Source organism: Streptosporangium sp. NPDC049248, from assembly GCF_040678965.1.
Taxonomy (GTDB): Bacteria; Actinomycetota; Actinomycetes; order Streptosporangiales; family Streptosporangiaceae; genus Streptosporangium; species Streptosporangium fukuiense.
Window position 1 is genome coordinate 91,220 of sequence record NZ_JBFAQY010000001.1, and the last position, 17,580, is coordinate 108,799.

Consider the following 17,580-nt stretch of genomic DNA (forward strand, 5'->3'; position numbering starts at 1 on the left):
CATGATGGGACGGCTGTACCGCAAATGCTCGACGGCGGCTCTGCCGCAAAGGCATATGTCTATCCGATCGGTTAGCCGAGTCTCACCCTGCGAGCCCGCTTAGGTACTTGACCTACCAAGCGGGCTCTCTTATTCTCAAAGCACTTGATAGGTTAAGTGCCTGTCAGTCGATAAGAGGAGTGCCATCATGGCCCTGCAAGGACCCATCCCCGTCACCTTCGCCCAGGTCTTCCCGCACGGCTGCTACGTCGTCGGAGAGGTCGAGGCGGTCAAGGACTTCGACGCCTCAACCAACGGTCGCTTCGTCCAGTCCCGCGACAAGTCCACCGGAGAACTGGTGTGGCAGGTCGCGGTCATGGACGCCGACCCGACCGTCAAGCCCGGACAGAAGACCGTGGCCGTCAAGATCCTCTCTCCGGTCCAGCCCGTTCCGCCGGCCCCCATGCCGGATCTGCCCTTCACCCCGGTCGAGTTCGACCACGTCACCGCCACCCCGTACGTCAACGGCGCCGGACGTCTCGCCTACTCCATCAAGGTCCGCGAGATGCGTGCCCCGCGCACCGGTCCCGGCGCCTCCGCTCCCGCACCTGCCAAGCACACCTCCACCACTGGAAAGGACGTCGCCTGATGACGCGTCGCAAGACTCACCGCATCAGCACCATCACTCTCAACACGGGTCGTGGCGCTCGCGCCACCAACCACCCCTATCCGGCTCGGACTCCGGTCCTGGCGCTCGACTTCGGTGCCGTCTCGCTCCTGGTCACCACCTCGGCCGGTGACCTCGTGACGGCCTCCGATGTCGAGTTCGCTCGCCAGCTCGCCCACGAGGCCGACCAGTTCGCCCGCTCGGTCGAGAGCAAGTTCACCGTCCCGGCCAACGAGTCCGACCAGGGCAAAGCGGCCTGACACGGAAGCGGGGCCGCTGGAACTGGCATTCCGGCGGCCCCTCGTCTCCCCAGACAGCGAATCAAGAGAGGGCTCAAGCCTATGTTCAAAAAACTGCCCGGCGACGAGGCGCAACACCTCGTCTCCACGACCCCCGACACGGCTGTGGTGTTCCGCCCGGCCGTCCTCAAGACCCCTGCCATCATCACCATCGTCATCTTCACCTGGCGACTGCTGGCCGGTGCCGCGCGGCTGCTGTGGCGCTACCCGATCGCCTCACTCGTCGCGGTCACTCCCGGCGTGCTGAGCTGGCTGTACGGCTGGCAATGGGGCGTCGCGCTTCTCGTCCTGGTGCCCGTCGCTCTTACCGCATGGCGGCTGGTCGATCGGGCCTCGTTCCTGCGTCTGGTGGGCTGGCGACTGCTGGCCTGGTGGCGACGGGTGTGGATCTACCGGCGGCACTGGCAACCGGTGATGATCGTCTCCGGTCTCGGCCGTCACCTGCGGGGCCGTGACTACCTGCCACACCTCGTACGCGTCACCTGCACCTCGTGGGCGGACCTGGTCACGGTGAAGATGCTCGCCGGACAGTCGGTCAAGGACTGGTCCGACCGCATCGAGCACCTCGCCCATGGATTCGGCGCCACCTCGTGCCGGGTGACCGTCGCCCGGTCGGGTCGTCTGCTGCTGGCCTTCCCTCGGCGCGACCCGCTGGCCGTCCCCTTACCCGCTCTACCGATTCCCGCCGTGGCGTCGGTGGGGCCGGTCGAGATCGGCAAGCAGGAGGACGGCACCCCGTGGCGGCTCAAGGTTCATGGCACTCACGTCCTGGTCGCGGGCGCCACCGGGTCGGGCAAGGGCTCGATCATCTGGTCCACGATCCGGGGTCTGCTGCCTGCTGTCCGTTCGGGCCTGGTGCAGATCTGGGCGCTGGACCCCAAGCTGATGGAACTGTCCTTCGGCCGCGACCTGTTCGACTGCTACGCCGCTGATCCGGCCGAGTGCGCCGATCTCCTGGAAAAGGCCGTGGAGATCATGCAGGAGCGTGCGGGCCGGTTCGCCGGAGTCCAGCGCAACCATGTCCCTACCGTCGATGACCCGTTCGTCCTGGTCGTGGTCGACGAGGTGGCCTTCCTGACCGCCTATCAGTCCGACAAGGGTCTCAAGCTCCGTATTTCGGCCGCGCTGGCGACCCTGACCACGCAGGGCCGTGCGGTGGGGGTCGGCGTGCTGGCGGCCTTGCAGGACCCGCGCAAGGACGTGCTGAGCATCCGCAACCTGTTCCCCGACAAGATCGCGCTGCGGCTGGACGAGTCCGAACAAGTGGACATGGTCCTCGGTGACGGCGCTCGGGACCGGGGCGCGCTGGCCGACCTGATCTCACCTCAGCCGGACCTCGGTGCGGGCATCGCCTACACCCGCCTGGAGACCTCACCCGAACCGATGCGTGCCCGTGCCGGCTACGTCTCCGATGCCGATATCCGCGACATGGTCGCCGTGTTCATCGCTGACACGCTGCCGCTGACGGTTGAGGGGGCCTGATGAGAGTCATCCTGCACGGCACCCCGGCCGAGATCGAGGGCTTGCCCTTCCGGCGGCTGCGGACGTCCGACGGCTCCGACCTCGCCGAAGTGACGGTGATCGTCGATCTCGACACTGCGCGGCTCCGCAAACACCCCTACAGCGATGTCTGTCGGATCTTCGCTGACATGGTCAGCCGAGAGGAGGCCATGTGACCGACACCCACCCCGCTCCCCAGTCCATCCCCTCGCCGGACGGCTCCGATCGCACCTTGCCCCGGCTCGTCCGTGACACCCTGCCGTTCGCCCTGGACGTCGCGGTGGAAGTCGCCAAGAACAACGGGGTGTGCATCCGCCCTATCGAACTGCGGCGGCTGGACACCCACACCGGCTCGGTCGAGTCGTTCAACATCCCCTGCGGCGCCACGCAGGAAGCCAAGTGTCCGCCGTGCGCCAACCGCAACCGCCAGCTCCGCCGGGCGCAGTGCCGGGAAGGCTGGCACCTCGACCACGAACCGGTCGCCGAACCCAACCCCTCCACCGAAGATCAGCGGTGGCTGATCGAGTTTCGGGCTGACGTGCAGGCCAAGCGCGACGAGGCCGAACACAACGGGGAAGAGGTCGCCGACTGGGACGAGGCGATAGCCGGGATCGATGAGGAGATCAACGCCGCTGGGATGCGGGGCAACGTACTGGGTGGCCGATCGACTCCCAAGCGCTCACGCTCCACGAGGCGGCGCCAGGACGCGCCGGACCTGCCCAAGCGGGCCAAGCAGAACACGACCCTCGGGCGGACCTTCATCGCCTCCGATGGCAAGGTCTACCGGCCATCCCTGTTCGTCACGCTGACGCTTCCCTCGTACGGGCGCGTTCGCAACGGCGTCCCGATCAATCCGAGCACGTATGACTACACGGCGGCGGCTCGCGATGCCCTGCACTTCTCCAAGCTCGTCGATCGGTTCGTGCAGAACCTGCGGCGGGTGGCCGGCTATGACGTGCAGTACTTCGCCTCCGTCGAACCACAGAAGAGGTTCGCGCCGCATCTGCACATGGCAATCCGCGGGACCATGCCTCGTGCGGAGGTCAAGGCGATTGCCGCTGCGACCTATCACCAAGTGTGGTGGCCTTCTGTTGATGAGGTCCGCTTCGACGGTGACCACCTGCCGATCTGGAGCGAGCGGGCCGAACGCGCTGAGCCCTACCCGGACGGGCAGGTCGGCGACTACCTCGACCCGGCCACCGGGGAACTGTTGCTCACTTGGGACGAGGCGCTCGACCAGCTCGGCACCGACGAGGCGGCCGAACCGCTGCATGTGGTGCGCTTCGGCGCTCAAGTCGATGTTCAGGGCGTGCTCGCCGGATCACCGGATGCTGACCAGTGCATCGGCTACCTGTCGAAGTACCTGACCAAAAGCCTCGGCGACACTCTCGACCCTGAGGACCCGGATAACCACGCTCGCCGTGACCACGCGACCCGGATGGTCGAGGCACTGCGCTACGAACCGTGCTCGCCGACCTGTCCGAACTGGCTGCGGTACGGCGTGCAGCCCAAGGGGGCCAAGGCGGGCATGCTGCCGGGCCGGTGCAAGGGCAAGGCACACAAGGCCGAACACCTCGGCTACGCGGGCCGTCGCGTCCTGGTCTCGCGCAAGTGGTCCAACAAGACCCTGCGGGAGCACAAGGCCGATCGGCGGGCCTGGGTGCTCGACATGCTCGGCCTTCCCGACGAGACGGTGACCGACCCGCACCGCTACGTCTGGCGGCCGGTCTCCTCCAAAGACCCCAACCGCACCCCACTGGCCAAACGACTGCTGCGCGAGGTCGCCAACCGCCAGCGCACCCGCGCACGCCTGATCGAACTTCAGGCCAGAGCGGACGGCCTCCCTGTTCCAGATCTTTCAGCAACTCCGGGACTGGAGGTGGCGGCATGACCAGGAAGACCAAGCAAGAGCCCGCCTCGCCTCTCCCGGAACTCGCTCAAGGTCGGTTGCTCACCGTCGAAGAGGCGGCCGAGCGGCTGAACACCTCGGTCCGCTTCCCCCGTCGCCTGATCGAGGAACGACGGATCGCCTTCATTCACGTCGGACGCAATGTACGCATCCCCGAAGCGGCCCTTGAGGCGTTCATCGCCGCCGGGCTGGTCGAACCGATCACCACCACACGACGTAGGAGGGCCGCGTAATGGCCAAGGCTGAGGAAGGGCCTCGACACTCCGCCAAGGGCAAGCCGACCAAGAGGCGTTTCGGACGCGTTCGGCAACTGCCCTCCGGCCGGTTCCAGGCTCGTTACCGGGGACCGGATGACATCGACAGGTCGGCCCCGGAGACCTTCGCGACCAAGCGCGACGCTGAGGTCTGGCTGACCAAGAAAGAGGCCGAGATCCTCGCGGAGGACTGGAGCAATCCGGACCTCGGGAAGGTGTCCTTCAAGGAGTACGGCTCCGACTGGGTGAACGAGCGTCCCGGCCTGCGGCCCAAGACGCTCCAGCTCTACGAGGGCCTGCTCCGCCTGCACCTGGTCCCGACGTTCGGCAACCTGGCCGTGAGTGAGATCAAGGCGGCTCACGTACGCAAGTGGCGCAAGACGCTCCTGGACGGGGGAGTCGGGCCGGTCACCGTCGCCAAGGCGTACCGGTTGCTCAAAGCGATCATGAACACGGCGGTGGAGGACAAGATGATCAAGTCCAACCCGTGCCAGATCAAGAGCGGCGGTAAGGAAGAGTCGCCCGAGCGTCCGACGCTAACCATGGAACAGGTCTTCACGCTGGCCGGTGCGATCGAACCGCGTTTCCGGGCGCTGGTGCTCCTGGCGACGTTCGGCAGTCTGCGGTGGGGTGAGCTGGCGGCGCTCCGGCGCAAGAGCCTCAACCTGGATGCCCGGACGGTCCGGGTCGTGGCCTCCACCACCGAACTCAAGGACGGATCGGTGACCGTCGGCCTGCCCAAGTCCGTGGCCGGTACGCGGACGGTCGCCCTTCCCGAGGTGGTGGTCTCGGAGCTTCGCGCGCACCTCGACAAGTACACCGAAGAGCATGACGAGGCGTTCGTCTTCCTCGGTGCGAAGGGTGCGATGCTGCGTCGGTCGGCCTTCAGCCGGATCTGGGCCAAGGCTCTGAAGGGGGCGAACCTCTCCGGCGTTCACTTCCACGATCTTCGCCATACGGGCAACACGTTCGCCTCGCAGTCGGGTGCGACGCTGCGGGAGTTGATGAACCGGATGGGGCACTCGACCACGCGGGCGGCGCTGATCTATCTGCACACCGAGAACGGGCGGGATCAGATGATCGCCGACGGTATGGGGAAGCTCGCCGAAGCGGCCCTCAAGAAAGAAGATTCACCGGCATCGGGCACGTAACGGGCACGGAAGATCGAAGAGGCTCGGAAAACAACTAAGGCCCGGGTCCGGAAACTATCCGTGACCTGGGCCTTCATAAGTGGAGCGGGTGACGGGAATCGAACCCGCGCTGTCAGCTTGGGAAGCTGATGTTCTGCCATTGAACTACACCCGCAGCGGTGTGCCGCCCCACCACTGTAGCGGAAGTTGGGAGGCTCTCGTCCACTGTGGAAAGCGGGATCGTGGGTTGTACCGGCGCTCCCGGGAGGGGGCGGCGTTGGTAGGTTGCCTCACGTGCTGCTTTCCGATCGTGACATCGTTGCCGAGATCGAGACGGGGAGGGTGAGGATCGATCCCTTCCAGCCGGAGATGATCCAGCCGTCCAGTGTCGACGTACGCCTGGACCGCTACTTCAGGGTCTTCGAGAACCACCGGTACCCGCACATCGATCCGGCGGTCGAGCAGCCCGATCTGACGCGGATGGTGGAGCCGGAGAAGGACGAGCCGTTCATCCTGCACCCGGGGGAGTTCGTGCTGGCGAGCACGTACGAGGTCGTCACGCTGCCGGACGACATCGCCTCGCGGCTGGAGGGGAAGAGTTCGCTGGGCAGGCTCGGCCTGCTGACCCACTCCACGGCCGGGTTCATCGACCCGGGCTTCAGCGGGCACGTCACACTTGAGCTCTCCAACGTCGCCACGTTGCCGATCAAGCTCTGGCCCGGGATGAAGATCGGCCAGCTCTGCATGTTCAGGCTCAGCTCGCCGGCCGAGTATCCCTACGGTTCGGAGAAGTACGGATCCCGCTACCAGGGGCAGCGGGGGCCGACGCCGAGCCGTTCGTACCTCAACTTCCACCGGACGCCGATCTGAGGCCCGGGATCAGGTCCCGGAGACGGATTCTCCGCTCAAGGTGAACTAACGGTGAATTCAAAGTGAACTTTCACGCCGGAGTGGGCTGTCGTGGCGGGGTGAACCCCCTTGAGGAAGGGGGCGCCCGGGGACTCCGAGGGGCGGGAGGCCGTAGCAAGGGGGGCTGCTGTGAGCAGCCAAAACGCGGTTCAGCGGGCGACCGTGATGGAAATCACCCTGATTCCTCGCGGAGGCCCGCGGACCCTGGCGACCTTGGTGAACCGTGCGGGAAGCGCCCCGGAAGCGGGGGTTTCCGAGGGGAGTACGGGGAAGGTGCCGGATGGCGTTCAGGGGTGGAGAAGTCCCATACTTGGCCTGTCTTAGTCATACTGTGGCCGAAAACCAGCAAAACGGTCATCGGAAAGATGCCCTCAAGGCTGCCTCAAGCTGTGTGTCGCCGGGTAGCGACATCGGGAAGAGTGCATGTCTAGCGGGTGAAGTTCGTATTTCCGCTGGTAACCCGTACCCTTCTCTGCGGACCATCCCCGCACATCTGGAGAACGACGTGCGCCTCCGTCTCACACCAAGTGAGGACAGCTACTACGACTTGTTCGCAGACTCGGCGAACAACCTCGTCACAGCGTCCCGTCTGCTGGTAGAGATCATCAGTGACGGATCGGACAGGGAAGCTCTGGCCGAGAAGATGCGCGCATGTGAGCACGCCGGCGACGAGCGTACTCACGCGATCATGAACCGGCTCAACGAGAGCTTCATCACCCCCTTCGACCGCGAGGACATCTACCGTCTCGCCTCGAACCTCGACGACGTGATGGACTACATGGAGGCGGCCGCCGACCTCATCGTCCTCTACCAGATCGATCACCTTCCCAAAGAGGTGGTCCGGCAGGTCGAGGTGCTGGAACGTGCAGCCGAGCTGACCGCCGAGGCGATGCCGCGGCTGCGCTCGATGAAGAACCTCAACGAGTACTGGATCGAGATCAACCGGCTTGAGAACCAGGCCGACCAGGTCTACCGCCGCCTTCTCGCCAAGCTCTTCGGCGGGGAGTACGACGCGTTGACCGTCCTCAAGATGAAGGAGGTCATCGATCAGCTCGAGATGGCCGCCGACGCCTTCGAGCACGTGGCCAACACGATCGAGTCGATCGCGGTCAAGGAAAGCTAAGTGGATCTCACGCTCGCACTCGTCATCGGCGTGGTGGTCGTAGCGTTGGTGTTCGACTACACCAACGGCTTCCACGACGCCGCGAACGCGATCGCGACCTCCGTCTCAACGCGCGCACTGACGCCGAGGGCCGCGCTCTTCATGGCCGCGGCCATGAACTTCCTGGGAGCGCACCTCGGTACGCAGGTGGCCGCGACCGTCGGCAAAGGCATCATCGACGCTCCACAGGGAAGCCACGGCCTCGTCATCGTCGGCTCGGGTCTGGTCGGCGCGATCACCTGGAACCTCGTCACCTGGTACTTCGGCCTCCCCTCCTCAAGCAGTCACGCGCTGATCGGCGGCCTGGTCGGCGCCGCGCTCGCCTCGGCGAGCAACGTCCACTGGGACGGGGTGGTGGAGAAGGTCGTCATCCCGATGATCCTGTCTCCGGTGATCGGCTTCACCCTCGCCGGGCTCATCATGATCGGCATTCTGTGGGGGTTCCGGCGCTCCCAGCCGTCGAAGACCAACCGGGGCTTCCGGCACGCGCAGACCATCTCCGCGGCGGCGATGGCGCTGGGCCACGGCCTCCAGGACGCGCAGAAGACCATGGGCGTCATCTTCCTGGCCCTCGTGGTCGGCGGCTACCAGCATGACGGGGATCCGATCCCGCAGTGGGTCATCCTCGCCGCCGCCACGGCCATCTCGCTCGGCACGTACGCGGGAGGCTGGCGGATCATGCGGACGCTCGGCCGCCGGATCATCGCGCTCGACCCCCCGCAGGGGTTCGCCGCGGAGGCGGCCGCCGCGACGGTGCTCTACACCGCGGCCATCGGCTTCGGTGCCCCCATCTCGACCACCCACACGATCACCAGCGCGATCATGGGCGTCGGCGCCACCAAGCGTCTCTCCGCCGTGCGCTGGGGCGTCGCGGGCAACATCGTGACCGCCTGGGTTCTCACGATCCCGGCCGCCGCGTTCGTCGCCGCGCTGTCCTACTTCGCGCTGCACTGGATGATCGAGTAGTACTCCAGGTGGACCAGATCCCTCGGGGGGGACCTGGTCCACCTCAGGTTCGTCAGGCGGTGTCCTTCCGGTACATCACGTCGACGTCCCACCGGGTGAAGCCCAGTCCCTGGTACAGGCGGATCGCCGCCGAGTTGCTCTCGTCGACGTACAGCATCACGTGGGTCAGGCCTCGCGAGCGCAGGTGGGCCAGGCCCGCCAGGGTCAGCGACCTGCCCAGGCCGCCGCCCTGCTCGGCGGGGTCGACGCCGACGACGTAGACCTCGCCGATCGGCTCGTGCGCGTGGTCGCCGTCGCCGTGCACCTTGGTCCAGTGGAAACCCACCAGCCGGTCGCGGCCCTCGGGGCCGCCGGGCCGTACGGCGAGGAAGAACCCGGCCGGGTCGAACCAGGGCTCCCGCTCGCGCAGCCTGAGGTCGTCAAGCGTCCACGCGCCCTGCTCCGGGTGGTCGGCGAAGGCCTTGGCGTTGAGGGCGAGCCAGGCCTCCTGGTCCGAGGTGCCGGGCTCGAAGGTGCGGAGCCGTACGCCTTCGGGGAGGTCGAAGGCACCGATGTCGGCGGAGAGCGGGCGGCGCATCTGCCACAGCGACCTCGCCCTTTCGAACCCCTCCGACAGGGCGAGGGCGTCGGCCGCCGGGTGTCCGCCGTGCGCCCACAGACGCAGGTGCCCGCCGGCGCGGTCGAGCACGGCCCGCAGCAGCCGCCGTCCGTATCCCCGCCCGCGGAACGCCGGGTGGACGACCAGCTCCCCGCTGGGCCCCTCGACGGGGTCTGTCGGGTCCAGGTGGGCGTAGCCCGCGAGGTCGTCCCCGGCGTACAGGAGCACGGCTCCGGCCCGCTCGTCGCCGCCGTAGCGCAGGTGCAGCATGACATGTTCGTTGAGTGGCCGGACCCCGTCGGCCTTCGTGGCCGCATCCACCACCGTGAGGACCTCGGACACCTCTTGTTCGCCGAGTGCTCCCCGGTGTTCAACACGCGCGTTCATGTTCTGGACTCTAGGCGGGGGCACGTCTCGTGAGAGCACCGGGGACTGGCAAAAGCCGCCAGCTACCGGTCGGGTTAATCGTTATCTCTCGGACATTCCTTGCACAGATAGTCCCCTTAGTGTCGTGGACCATGATGTCTCGTTCCTTCCTGCGGCTGGCCATGGCGTGCGTGCTCGCCGGGGCCGGTGTCACGCTTGCGACGGGGCCGGCCGAGGCGGGCAACAAGCCCGCCAAGACGGTGCCGGTCCGCCTGCTCTCCCTCAACGACTTCCACGGCAACCTCGAACCGCCGACCGGCTCCTCCGGCCGCATGGTCGACGAGACCGGCGCCACGGTCGAAGCGGGTGGTGCCGTCTACGTGGCCACCCACCTCAAGCAGCTGTCCGACAAGAACACGCTGAAGGTCGCCCAGGGCGACCTGATCGGCGCGACCCCCCTGATCTCCGCGGCCTACCACGACGAGCCGTCGGTGGAGTTCCTCGGCAAGGTCGGCGTCACCGCCTCCGCCGTGGGCAACCACGAGTTCGACGAGGGGTACGCCGAGCTCAAGCGGATCATGAACGGTGGCTGCCACCCGGTGGACGGCTGCTCGCCCGCGGGCAGGTGGAAGGGCGCGGGCTACAGCTACCTCGGCGCCAACGTCGTCTTCAAGCGGCCGGCGCAGGGCGCGGAGAAGCAGGCGCTGGACGCCCTGGGCGGGACGAACACCGCCTCGCTGCGCGCCCTGCTCAAGGACTACGGCATCCCGGCCCTGCCCCCGGTCGCGATCCGCTGGATGAACGGTGTGCCGATCGGCTTCATCGGCCTGGTCACCGGTAGTACCCCGAGCATCGTCACCTCCGAGGGCATCAAGGACCTCGACTTCATCGACGAGGTGAAGGCCGCGAACGTCGCCTCCAAGCTCCTCAAGATCGTTGGTGTCAAGGCCCAGGTCGTGCTCGTCCACGAGGGTGACCAGGTGACCGCGGGCCAGTCGCCCGACAGCTGCAGCGCCCAGCCGGGCGCGGGCAACCGGATCGCCACGCAGGTCGACGCCGAGGTCGACATGATCCTCAGCGGCCACTCCCACCAGGCCTACCTGTGCACGGTGACCGACCCCAAGGGCGCCGGGCGGCTCTACAGCCAGGGCGGTTCCTTCGGCCGGGTCATCACCAAGGTCGACTTCCAGGTGGACGTCAAGACCCGCGACGTCGTGCGCTCCTCGGTGGTGGCCGACAACCAGGTCGTGACCAGGACCGTCACCCCCGACCCGGAGATCAGCGCGTTCGTCCAGACGTGGAAGGACCGGGTCGCGCCGGTGGCCAACCGGCCGATCGGCAAGATCACCGCGGACATCACCAACGCCGCGTCCGCGTCCGGCGAGTCCTCCCTGGGCAACCTGATCGCCGACGGCCAGCTCGCCGCGACCAGGACCGGCGGCAACGCCCAGATCGCCCTGATGAACCCGGGCGGCGTGCGGGCCGGCCTCACCTACGCGGGCTCACCCGCCGGTGAGGGCGACGGGGTGGTGACGTACGGCGAGGCGTTCACGGTCCAGCCGTTCAACAACCTCATGCAGGTGGTCACGCTCACCGGTGCGCAGCTCAAGACCGTTCTGGAGCAGCAGTTCACCGGCGGCCCCAACGCCCAGGCGTTCACCAAGATCCTGCAGCCCTCGTCGAACTTCACCTACACCTACAGCACGAGCGCGCCGTGGGGTTCGAAGATCTCCGCGATGAAGATCGACGGCGTCGACGTGACGGACACCCAGACGATCAGGGTCGCCGCCAACAACTTCCTCGTCGGCGGCGGTGACGCGTTCGCCGCCTTCACCGGCGGCACCGACCTGTGGAGCGGCCCGCTCGACATCGACGCCTTCGCCGCCCACTTCGCGGCGAACCCGTTGATCACGCCCCCGGTTCCCAACCACATCACGGTCGCTCCGTAACAGGGGCGAAAGGCACGACGCGCGCGTCAGACCTGCCGGACGACTCCGGTGGGTCTGGCGTGACGCCGGGAGCCCGTGCCCACGGGTCGCGCGGGCCCCTGTACGGCCGCGGACGCGCGGACTCACCGGTCGGCGGCCGACCTGACAGGCCGGTGCCGATCGCGGCGGGAGGGTCCGCCTGCCCTACTGGCGGGCGGGCTCGCGCTCCTCGGCGGCCTCGTTGCCGCGCTCGGGGACGAACCGGTAGCCGACGTTGCGGACCGTTCCGATCAGTGCCTCGTACTCGGCGCCGAGCTTGGCGCGGAGCCGCCGGACGTGGACGTCCACGGTACGGGTGCCGCCGAAGTAGTCGTATCCCCAGACCTCCTGGAGGAGCTGGGCGCGGGTGAAGACCCGGCCCGGGTGCTGCGCCAGGTATTTCAGGAGCTCGAACTCCTTGAAGGTCAGATCCAGCGCGCGGCCGCGGAGCCGGGCGGTGTAGGTGGCCTCGTCGATCGACAGGTCACCGTTGCGGATCTCGTCCGGCACCTCCTCGGCGGCGGCCAGATTGAGCCTGCCCACGGCCATCCGCAGCCGCGCCTCGACCTCGGCGGGACCGGCGCTGTCGAGGAGGACGTCGTCGGCACCCCACTCCGCGGTCAGCCCGGCGAGACCGCCCTCGGTGACGATTACCATCAGAGGGCAGGAAACGCCCGTGGTGCGGAGCAGCCTGCACAGGCTCTTGGCCTGGACGAGCTCGCGGCGCGCGTCCACCAGGATCGCGTCGGCGGGCGGGGCGTCGAGCAGGGCGGACGCCTCCGCGGGCACGACACGTACCGAGTGCAACAGCAGCCCCAGCGCCGGGAGCACCTCAGTCGAGGGCTCAAGGGCGTTGGTGAGCAGTAGGAGATTGCTCACAATGCCTCCTTCCCGCGTCATGTCGGCGATAGCCGTACAAACACGTAAGGACCCGGGGGCTACGTTGCCCAGGTCCCGTAGTACGTGAGGATAACCCACGAGGAGTAAGCGTCCAGCGAAGGTCCACCTGGTGAACACCGGTTCTCCGAGTGGATTCGCCGTAATGGCATGGTAACCCTGTGTGTGTTCGAGGAGTTGGTTCACAGGTGGCGACGGGCACTGTCAGATATTGGGCCGCGGCCAAGGACGCGGCGGGCATCGCGGAGGAGCCTTTCGAGGCCGAGACCCTTGCCGAGCTGATGACGAAAATCACACCGGGTCGTGAAGAGCTGGCTCGTGTGCTGAGGCGGTCGTCGTTCCTGGTCAACGGGGACCCGGTGGGCAGGCGGGCGCACGAGGCGATAGTCCTGGCCGAGGGGGCGACGGTGGAGGTGCTCCCGCCCTTCGCGGGAGGTTGATCGGGTGCTGTCGCCGGCACGGAGTTTCGTACAGGATGACAGGGGGAGAGCACGCGAATGGGCACCCCTCGGGCCGGAGAACGAACAGGGAGTCGGATGCGCAAGCTGATCGCTTTTCTGGTCCTGCTGCTCGTTCTCGTCGCGATCCTGGACAGGGTCGCCGTCGCCGGGGTCCAGCGTGAGATCGCCACGCAGGCGACGGCCAAGTACGACCTGGAGTCCCCGCCCGAGGTCACCATCGAGGGCATCCCCTTCCTGACCCAGGCGGTCGCCGGGCGCTACGAGGAGGTCAAGGTCGCCGCGGGCGCGATGACCGTCTCGGGTGTCGCGCTGTCGAGCGTCGACTTCACCCTCTACGGGGTCACCGCGCCGCTCGCGGATCTGGTGCTCCGCCCCCAGCAGGTCGACATGCGCGCCGAGCGCGTGGTGGGATCGGTGGTCGTCCCGCTGAAGACGCTCAGCCGGCGGGCGCCCCGCGGGATCAAGGTCGGTGTCGCGGGCGACGCGCTCAACGTCAGCGGGGAGATCACCGTGCTGGGGCAGAAGGTGCCGGTGAAGGCGGCGCTGAAGGTCGAGATCGTCGAGGGCGGCCTGAAACTCGTCCCCGAGAAGGTGACCCTGGGCGGCGGCATCCCCGTGCCCGATCCCGAGCGGTTCATCAACTTCCGGATCCCGATCGGAAAGCTGCCGTACGACGTCAAGCTGACCGACATCAAGGTCACGCCCGAGGGCCTGCGCATCTCGGGTGAGGCCTCCGACGTGCCTCTGCGGGGCTGAACGTGCCCCGTGTCTGAACCGGATCGTCCCGCCGTACGTCGTGGGGATGTGAGTCAAGCCGGAACCGCCGACGAGCAGCTCGTCAGAGCGCTCTTCGACGAGCACGGCGGGCCACTCTACGGTTACGCGCTGCGGCTGACGGGCGACTCGGGGAGAGCGGAGGATGTCGTGCAGGAGACGCTGTTGCGGGCCTGGCGCCATCCGAACGCGTTCGCCGGCCGCTCCATCCGCGCGTGGCTGTTCACCGTGGCCCGCAATCTCGTCGTCGACCAGCATCGGGCTCGGAAGGCGCGCCCGCCGGAGACGGGCGACGAGGCGCTCGCCGTGGTGCCCGCCGATGACGAGCTGGAGCGGGCGGTGGAGTCGTGGGCGGTCGCCGAGGCGCTGGCCGCACTGCGGCCCGAGCACCGTGAGGTGTTGGCCGAGGTCTACTACCAGGGGAAATCCGTCGCGGAGGCGGCCGCGTCGCTCGGCATTCCCGCCGGAACGGTCAAGTCGCGCACGTATTACGCGCTTCGGGCGCTCAAGCTGGCGCTGGAGGAGCGGGGGCTCGCGCCATGATGACCTGTGACGAAGTACGGATGTCGCTCGGGGTCTACCTGCTCGGAGCCCTGGAGCCGGACGAGCGTGTGCTCGTCGAGGCCCATCTCGCCGAGTGCGCGGAGTGCGCGGCGGAGCTCGCCGAGCTGAGCGGGGTGGCGACGTTCCTCGGCAGGGTGTCCGAGGACGATGTGGCGCAGGTGGCGAGCCCGCCCACGGCGGTGCTGGAGCGGCTGCTCAGCGCCAGGGTCAAGCGGCGTCGCATTACCCGGCTGATGCTCGGCCTGGCGGCCTCGGTCCTGGTGGTCGGGCTCGGCGGCGGGACCTTCTGGGCCGTCGTCCAGTCCCCGGAGGACGTCACGACGGTCGCGGGGCCCGCCGCGCCCGAGTCGTCGGCGGCGGACCGGAGCGCCCAGGAGCAGGGCGTTCAGGAACATGCCGAGCCCTTCTCGGCCTCGGCCTCTGCGCCCAACGCCAAGGCCGCTCCCACCCACCCCAGCGCCGACTCGCAGCTCCTGCTCGCCCCGAACGACCTGCGGGTCACGGGGAAGGACGAGGACGGCACGGTCCGCGCGGTGGTGACCGCCTCCGCCGGGCAGGGGGCGACCACGGTCAAGGTCGTGCTCACCGGTGTGGCCAAGGGCACGCGCTGCCGGCTGGACGTGATCGGGGACGGCGGTGTCAGGGAGACGGCGGGCAACTGGACCGTCAACCGGGCCGCCTATGACGAGTCGGGCGCCTTCACGGGCACCACGACGATCCCGCCGGAGCGCATCACGTCGTTCGAGATCTCCACCGCCGAGGGACGGGTGCTGCTCACGGTCGACGCCCGCTGAGCCTGTCCGGCGCCGCCGGGGGCCGCGCGGCGGGCGCGGGCGGTCCGTGCGGGAGCGCTCCGGGCGAGGGGCGTTCCGGCGGGGCACGGAAACGGCGCCGGATACGTGAGCGGCGCGGGAACGGCCCGGGAATGGCTCGGGGCGCCCGCCTGTTGTCGTGTTCCGTGACCGGATTGACGGTGGTGGTCGTCACCCTCGCCTTCGCCACGCTCGTGGGCGTGGCGGTACGGCGGCGGAACGGGGTGGCGCGAGAGGTGAGGGGCGAGGTGGAGCGGCTCACGTCCGGCGACATCCACGCGGAGCTGGGGGAGCGGGCCACGCTGGTGCAGTTCTCCAGTTCCTTCTGCCAGCCGTGCCGGGCGACCCGGCGGATCCTCGACGAGGTGGCGGGGATGGTGCCCGGCGTCGCGCACGTGGAGATCGACGCGGAGTCCCATCTCGACCTGGTCCGGTCGCTGAACATTCTGCGCACCCCCACCGTCCTCGTCCTCGACCCGTCAGGGCGGGTGGTGCGGCGAGCCTCCGGCCAGCCCAGGAAGGCCGATGTCATCGGCGCTCTCGGTCTGGTGATCGAGTGATGAACGGGGCACCCTATCGTTCCTCGAACGATCACGTCTCAGAAATTGGACAGGGATGTGACAGATGGCGGGACACCGGGGTACTGTCGTGGGCATGAACTCCACGACAGAGCTGCTCACAAAGCGGCGCGCGGTTGATTTCTGCCGCGTGACCACCGCGCTCTGTCGTATTTCCTAAAGGGCGATCTCAAGCGGCCGCCGAGCCGCACCGATCTGCACGACCCTTCAGGAGCATCAAGCGATGCAAGCTGATCCCCGAGCTCTCCGTTTCACCGCGGCCGTCACGACAGTCGTGCTCGCGCTCGTCCTCGTGACGGGCAGCGCGTGGCTGTTGGCCGCACAGGCCGTGGTGTTCGCACTGGGCGTTCTCGGCCTCTCGCCGTACGGGATGGTTTTCAAAGGGATAGTGAAAAGCCCTCCGAAGGAGCTGGAGGACGCCGGCCCGCCGCGCTTCGCGCAGGGAGTCGGACTCGCCTTCGCCCTGGTGGGCCTGGTCGGATACGTCGCACAGATCACGCCGCTGGCCCTCGGGGCCACCGCGGCGGCACTTTTCGCCGGATTTCTCAACGCCGCCTTCGGCTTCTGTCTCGGCTGCGAGATGTTTTTGATCATTCGCCGCCTACTACCCGCCGCACGATGATCCTGGAGGATCAAAATGAGCCGCTCCGCCGTCCTGGTCGACGCTGACTGGGTCGAGGCCAATCTCGACACTCCCGGTGTCGTTCTCGTTGAAGTGGACGAGGATGCCAGCGCATACGACAAGGGCCACATCCGTGGCGCCGTGAAGGTCGACTGGAAGCAGGACCTGCAGGACCCGGTCCGCCGTGACTTCGTCGACCGCGAGGGCTTCGAGGCGCTGCTGTCCGCCCGGGGCATCGCGAACGACGACACCGTGGTCCTCTACGGTGGCAACAACAACTGGTTCGCCGCCTACGCGTACTGGTACTTCAAGCTGTACGGCCACGAGAACGTCAAGCTCCTCGACGGTGGCCGCAAGAAGTGGGAGCTTGACTCCCGCGAGCTGGTCAAGGACGTTCCCAGCCGTTTCGCCACCACCTACAAGGCCACGGAGCAGGACCTGTCCATCCGTGCCTTCCGCGACGAGGTCGTCGCCGCGATCGGCAAGCTCAACCTGGTCGACGTGCGCTCGCCCGACGAGTTCACCGGCAAGCTGCTCGCGCCCGCCCACCTCCCGCAGGAGGCGGCGCAGCGTGGTGGCCACGTGCCCACCGCGCGCAACATCCCGTGGTCGAAGACCGCCAACGACGACGGGACCTTCAAGTCCGACGAAGACCTCAAGGCCCTCTACGAGGGCGCCGGTGTCGACTTCGCCAAGGACACCATCGCCTACTGCCGCATCGGGGAGCGCTCGGCCCACTCGTGGTTCGTGCTGCACGAGATCCTCGACCAGGCCAGCGTCAAGAACTACGACGGTTCATGGACCGAGTACGGCTCGCTCATCGGCGTGCCGATCGAACTGGGAGAGGCTCGATAATGACTCAGGGTTGCGCTGCTCCGGAACAGACGGTTGCCCTTCCGGCCGGGATCGATCTTGCGAGCCAGGCCGTCATCCAGGGCGTGGTCACGGGCGCGGGCACGGCCTACGCCCGTCTGCTCGACCACTCCGGTGAGTTCACCGGCGAGGTCGTGGTGTCCGAGGAGGGAATCTTCCGCTTCTTCGCCGCCCCCGGTGACTGGACCGTCCGCATCATCGCGGGCGGCGGCGTCACCAAGGACATTCCGGCCCAGGCCCGCCTGGGTGAGGTCACCCAGCTCGCCGTGTCCGTCTGACCCTCGGGTCCGACG

22 protein-coding genes and 1 tRNA gene are annotated in these 17,580 nt (G+C 67.7%); 20 read left to right on the forward strand and 3 right to left on the reverse strand.

Annotation, left to right across the window (positions count from 1 at the left end):
* Window positions 1-187: 187 nt before the first annotated feature.
* The 7 genes from AB0K21_RS00455 (at window position 188) to AB0K21_RS00485 (ending at window position 5,759) form a co-directional block, all read left to right on the forward strand.
* Entirely contained in the window at window positions 188-628 is a 441-nt protein-coding gene (locus AB0K21_RS00455; RefSeq protein ID WP_364146768.1) for a plasmid replication, integration and excision activator, read from the forward strand.
* Window positions 628-906 (forward strand): hypothetical protein, encoded by a 279-nt coding sequence (locus AB0K21_RS00460; RefSeq protein WP_364146771.1) that lies wholly within the window; start codon window positions 628-630, stop codon window positions 904-906. Before AB0K21_RS00455 ends, AB0K21_RS00460 begins: the two co-directional genes overlap by 1 nt.
* 81 nt (window positions 907-987) lie before the next feature.
* Complete coding sequence (locus tag AB0K21_RS00465) at window positions 988-2,427, forward strand: FtsK/SpoIIIE domain-containing protein (protein WP_364146773.1); 1,440 nt, start codon at window positions 988-990, stop codon at window positions 2,425-2,427.
* On the forward strand, window positions 2,427-2,621 hold the full coding sequence (locus AB0K21_RS00470) for a hypothetical protein (RefSeq protein WP_364146776.1): 195 nt from the start codon (window positions 2,427-2,429) through the stop codon (window positions 2,619-2,621). The genes AB0K21_RS00465 and AB0K21_RS00470 overlap by 1 nt, the downstream gene beginning before the upstream one ends.
* On the forward strand, window positions 2,618-4,336 hold the full coding sequence (locus tag AB0K21_RS00475) for a replication initiator (RefSeq protein ID WP_364146779.1): 1,719 nt from the start codon (window positions 2,618-2,620) through the stop codon (window positions 4,334-4,336). The genes AB0K21_RS00470 and AB0K21_RS00475 overlap by 4 nt, the downstream gene beginning before the upstream one ends.
* A complete protein-coding gene (locus AB0K21_RS00480; RefSeq protein WP_364146781.1) occupies window positions 4,333-4,587 on the forward strand; it encodes an excisionase family DNA-binding protein in 255 nt (84 codons plus the stop codon). The genes AB0K21_RS00475 and AB0K21_RS00480 overlap by 4 nt, the downstream gene beginning before the upstream one ends.
* On the forward strand, window positions 4,587-5,759 hold the full coding sequence (locus tag AB0K21_RS00485) for a site-specific integrase (RefSeq protein WP_364146784.1): 1,173 nt from the start codon (window positions 4,587-4,589) through the stop codon (window positions 5,757-5,759). The genes AB0K21_RS00480 and AB0K21_RS00485 overlap by 1 nt, the downstream gene beginning before the upstream one ends.
* An 80-nt stretch (window positions 5,760-5,839) precedes the next feature.
* On the opposite strand, the gene AB0K21_RS00490 is transcribed toward AB0K21_RS00485, so the two are convergent.
* Window positions 5,840-5,913, reverse strand: a tRNA-Gly gene (locus tag AB0K21_RS00490).
* A 119-nt stretch (window positions 5,914-6,032) separates the two neighbouring features.
* Between AB0K21_RS00490 and dcd the strand changes: the two genes are divergently transcribed.
* The 3 genes from dcd to AB0K21_RS00505 all read left to right on the forward strand — a co-directional run bounded on the left by dcd (window position 6,033) and on the right by AB0K21_RS00505 (window position 8,775).
* On the forward strand, window positions 6,033-6,608 hold the full coding sequence (gene dcd, locus AB0K21_RS00495; protein WP_030924559.1) for a dCTP deaminase: 576 nt from the start codon (window positions 6,033-6,035) through the stop codon (window positions 6,606-6,608).
* Window positions 6,609-7,152: 544 nt separating this feature from the next.
* A complete protein-coding gene (locus tag AB0K21_RS00500) occupies window positions 7,153-7,770 on the forward strand; it encodes a DUF47 family protein (RefSeq protein WP_030924556.1) in 618 nt (205 codons plus the stop codon).
* Entirely contained in the window at window positions 7,771-8,775 is a 1,005-nt protein-coding gene (locus AB0K21_RS00505) for an inorganic phosphate transporter (RefSeq protein WP_343981679.1), read from the forward strand.
* 52 nt (window positions 8,776-8,827) lie between these two features.
* On the opposite strand, the gene mshD is transcribed toward AB0K21_RS00505, so the two are convergent.
* Window positions 8,828-9,760: a mycothiol synthase gene (gene mshD, locus AB0K21_RS00510; protein ID WP_364146788.1), complete on the reverse strand. Its 933-nt coding sequence runs from the start codon at window positions 9,758-9,760 to the stop codon at window positions 8,828-8,830.
* A gap of 131 nt (window positions 9,761-9,891) precedes the next feature.
* Here mshD and AB0K21_RS00515 point away from each other — a divergent pair, with 131 nt between their 5' ends.
* Window positions 9,892-11,688: a bifunctional metallophosphatase/5'-nucleotidase gene (locus tag AB0K21_RS00515; RefSeq protein WP_343981685.1), complete on the forward strand. Its 1,797-nt coding sequence runs from the start codon at window positions 9,892-9,894 to the stop codon at window positions 11,686-11,688.
* Between the two features lie 183 nt (window positions 11,689-11,871).
* On the opposite strand, the gene AB0K21_RS00520 is transcribed toward AB0K21_RS00515, so the two are convergent.
* Complete coding sequence (locus tag AB0K21_RS00520) at window positions 11,872-12,585, reverse strand: response regulator transcription factor (RefSeq protein ID WP_343981688.1); 714 nt, start codon at window positions 12,583-12,585, stop codon at window positions 11,872-11,874.
* A 206-nt stretch (window positions 12,586-12,791) separates the two neighbouring features.
* Here AB0K21_RS00520 and AB0K21_RS00525 point away from each other — a divergent pair, with 206 nt between their 5' ends.
* The 9 genes from AB0K21_RS00525 (at window position 12,792) to AB0K21_RS00565 (ending at window position 17,565) form a co-directional block, all read left to right on the forward strand.
* Window positions 12,792-13,043 carry a MoaD/ThiS family protein gene (locus AB0K21_RS00525; protein ID WP_343981691.1) on the forward strand — a complete coding sequence of 84 codons (252 nt, stop codon included), beginning with the start codon at window positions 12,792-12,794 and terminating at the stop codon, window positions 13,041-13,043.
* A gap of 96 nt (window positions 13,044-13,139) precedes the next feature.
* On the forward strand, window positions 13,140-13,820 hold the full coding sequence (locus AB0K21_RS00530) for a DUF2993 domain-containing protein (protein ID WP_343981694.1): 681 nt from the start codon (window positions 13,140-13,142) through the stop codon (window positions 13,818-13,820).
* 48 nt (window positions 13,821-13,868) lie between these two features.
* Window positions 13,869-14,381 (forward strand): sigma-70 family RNA polymerase sigma factor, encoded by a 513-nt coding sequence (locus AB0K21_RS00535; RefSeq protein WP_030924537.1) that lies wholly within the window; start codon window positions 13,869-13,871, stop codon window positions 14,379-14,381.
* Window positions 14,378-15,196 carry a zf-HC2 domain-containing protein gene (locus AB0K21_RS00540; protein WP_343981697.1) on the forward strand — a complete coding sequence of 273 codons (819 nt, stop codon included), beginning with the start codon at window positions 14,378-14,380 and terminating at the stop codon, window positions 15,194-15,196. Before AB0K21_RS00535 ends, AB0K21_RS00540 begins: the two co-directional genes overlap by 4 nt.
* Window positions 15,197-15,360: 164 nt before the next feature.
* Complete coding sequence (locus AB0K21_RS00545; RefSeq protein ID WP_343981700.1) at window positions 15,361-15,774, forward strand: thioredoxin family protein; 414 nt, start codon at window positions 15,361-15,363, stop codon at window positions 15,772-15,774.
* Between the two features lie 94 nt (window positions 15,775-15,868).
* Window positions 15,869-15,952, forward strand: coding sequence for a putative leader peptide (locus AB0K21_RS00550; RefSeq protein WP_350943563.1), 84 nt, complete (start codon window positions 15,869-15,871; stop codon window positions 15,950-15,952).
* Window positions 15,953-16,015: 63 nt separating this feature from the next.
* Window positions 16,016-16,414: a DUF4395 domain-containing protein gene (locus AB0K21_RS00555; protein WP_343981704.1), complete on the forward strand. Its 399-nt coding sequence runs from the start codon at window positions 16,016-16,018 to the stop codon at window positions 16,412-16,414.
* Between the two features lie 15 nt (window positions 16,415-16,429).
* Entirely contained in the window at window positions 16,430-17,269 is an 840-nt protein-coding gene (locus AB0K21_RS00560; protein ID WP_364146794.1) for a sulfurtransferase, read from the forward strand.
* Window positions 17,269-17,565, forward strand: coding sequence for a DUF1416 domain-containing protein (locus tag AB0K21_RS00565; protein WP_343981710.1), 297 nt, complete (start codon window positions 17,269-17,271; stop codon window positions 17,563-17,565). Before AB0K21_RS00560 ends, AB0K21_RS00565 begins: the two co-directional genes overlap by 1 nt.
* Window positions 17,566-17,580 lie beyond the last annotated feature (15 nt).

Bases quoted from the DNA above. Each gene is read 5' to 3' on its own strand.
- AB0K21_RS00455 (WP_364146768.1), top strand. From the start codon at position 188: ATGGCCCTGCAAGGACCCATCCCCGTCACCTTCGCCCAGGTCTTCCCG.
- AB0K21_RS00460 (WP_364146771.1), top strand. From the start codon at position 628: ATGACGCGTCGCAAGACTCACCGCATCAGCACCATCACTCTCAACACG.
- AB0K21_RS00465 (WP_364146773.1), top strand. From the start codon at position 988: ATGTTCAAAAAACTGCCCGGCGACGAGGCGCAACACCTCGTCTCCACG.
- AB0K21_RS00470 (WP_364146776.1), top strand. From the start codon at position 2,427: ATGAGAGTCATCCTGCACGGCACCCCGGCCGAGATCGAGGGCTTGCCC.
- AB0K21_RS00480 (WP_364146781.1), top strand. From the start codon at position 4,333: ATGACCAGGAAGACCAAGCAAGAGCCCGCCTCGCCTCTCCCGGAACTC.
- AB0K21_RS00485 (WP_364146784.1), top strand. From the start codon at position 4,587: ATGGCCAAGGCTGAGGAAGGGCCTCGACACTCCGCCAAGGGCAAGCCG.
- mshD (WP_364146788.1), bottom strand. From the start codon at position 9,760: ATGAACGCGCGTGTTGAACACCGGGGAGCACTCGGCGAACAAGAGGTG.
- AB0K21_RS00515 (WP_343981685.1), top strand. From the start codon at position 9,892: ATGATGTCTCGTTCCTTCCTGCGGCTGGCCATGGCGTGCGTGCTCGCC.
- AB0K21_RS00530 (WP_343981694.1), top strand. From the start codon at position 13,140: ATGCGCAAGCTGATCGCTTTTCTGGTCCTGCTGCTCGTTCTCGTCGCG.
- AB0K21_RS00540 (WP_343981697.1), top strand. From the start codon at position 14,378: ATGATGACCTGTGACGAAGTACGGATGTCGCTCGGGGTCTACCTGCTC.
- AB0K21_RS00550 (WP_350943563.1), top strand. From the start codon at position 15,869: ATGAACTCCACGACAGAGCTGCTCACAAAGCGGCGCGCGGTTGATTTC.
- AB0K21_RS00555 (WP_343981704.1), top strand. From the start codon at position 16,016: ATGCAAGCTGATCCCCGAGCTCTCCGTTTCACCGCGGCCGTCACGACA.
- AB0K21_RS00560 (WP_364146794.1), top strand. From the start codon at position 16,430: ATGAGCCGCTCCGCCGTCCTGGTCGACGCTGACTGGGTCGAGGCCAAT.
- AB0K21_RS00565 (WP_343981710.1), top strand. From the start codon at position 17,269: ATGACTCAGGGTTGCGCTGCTCCGGAACAGACGGTTGCCCTTCCGGCC.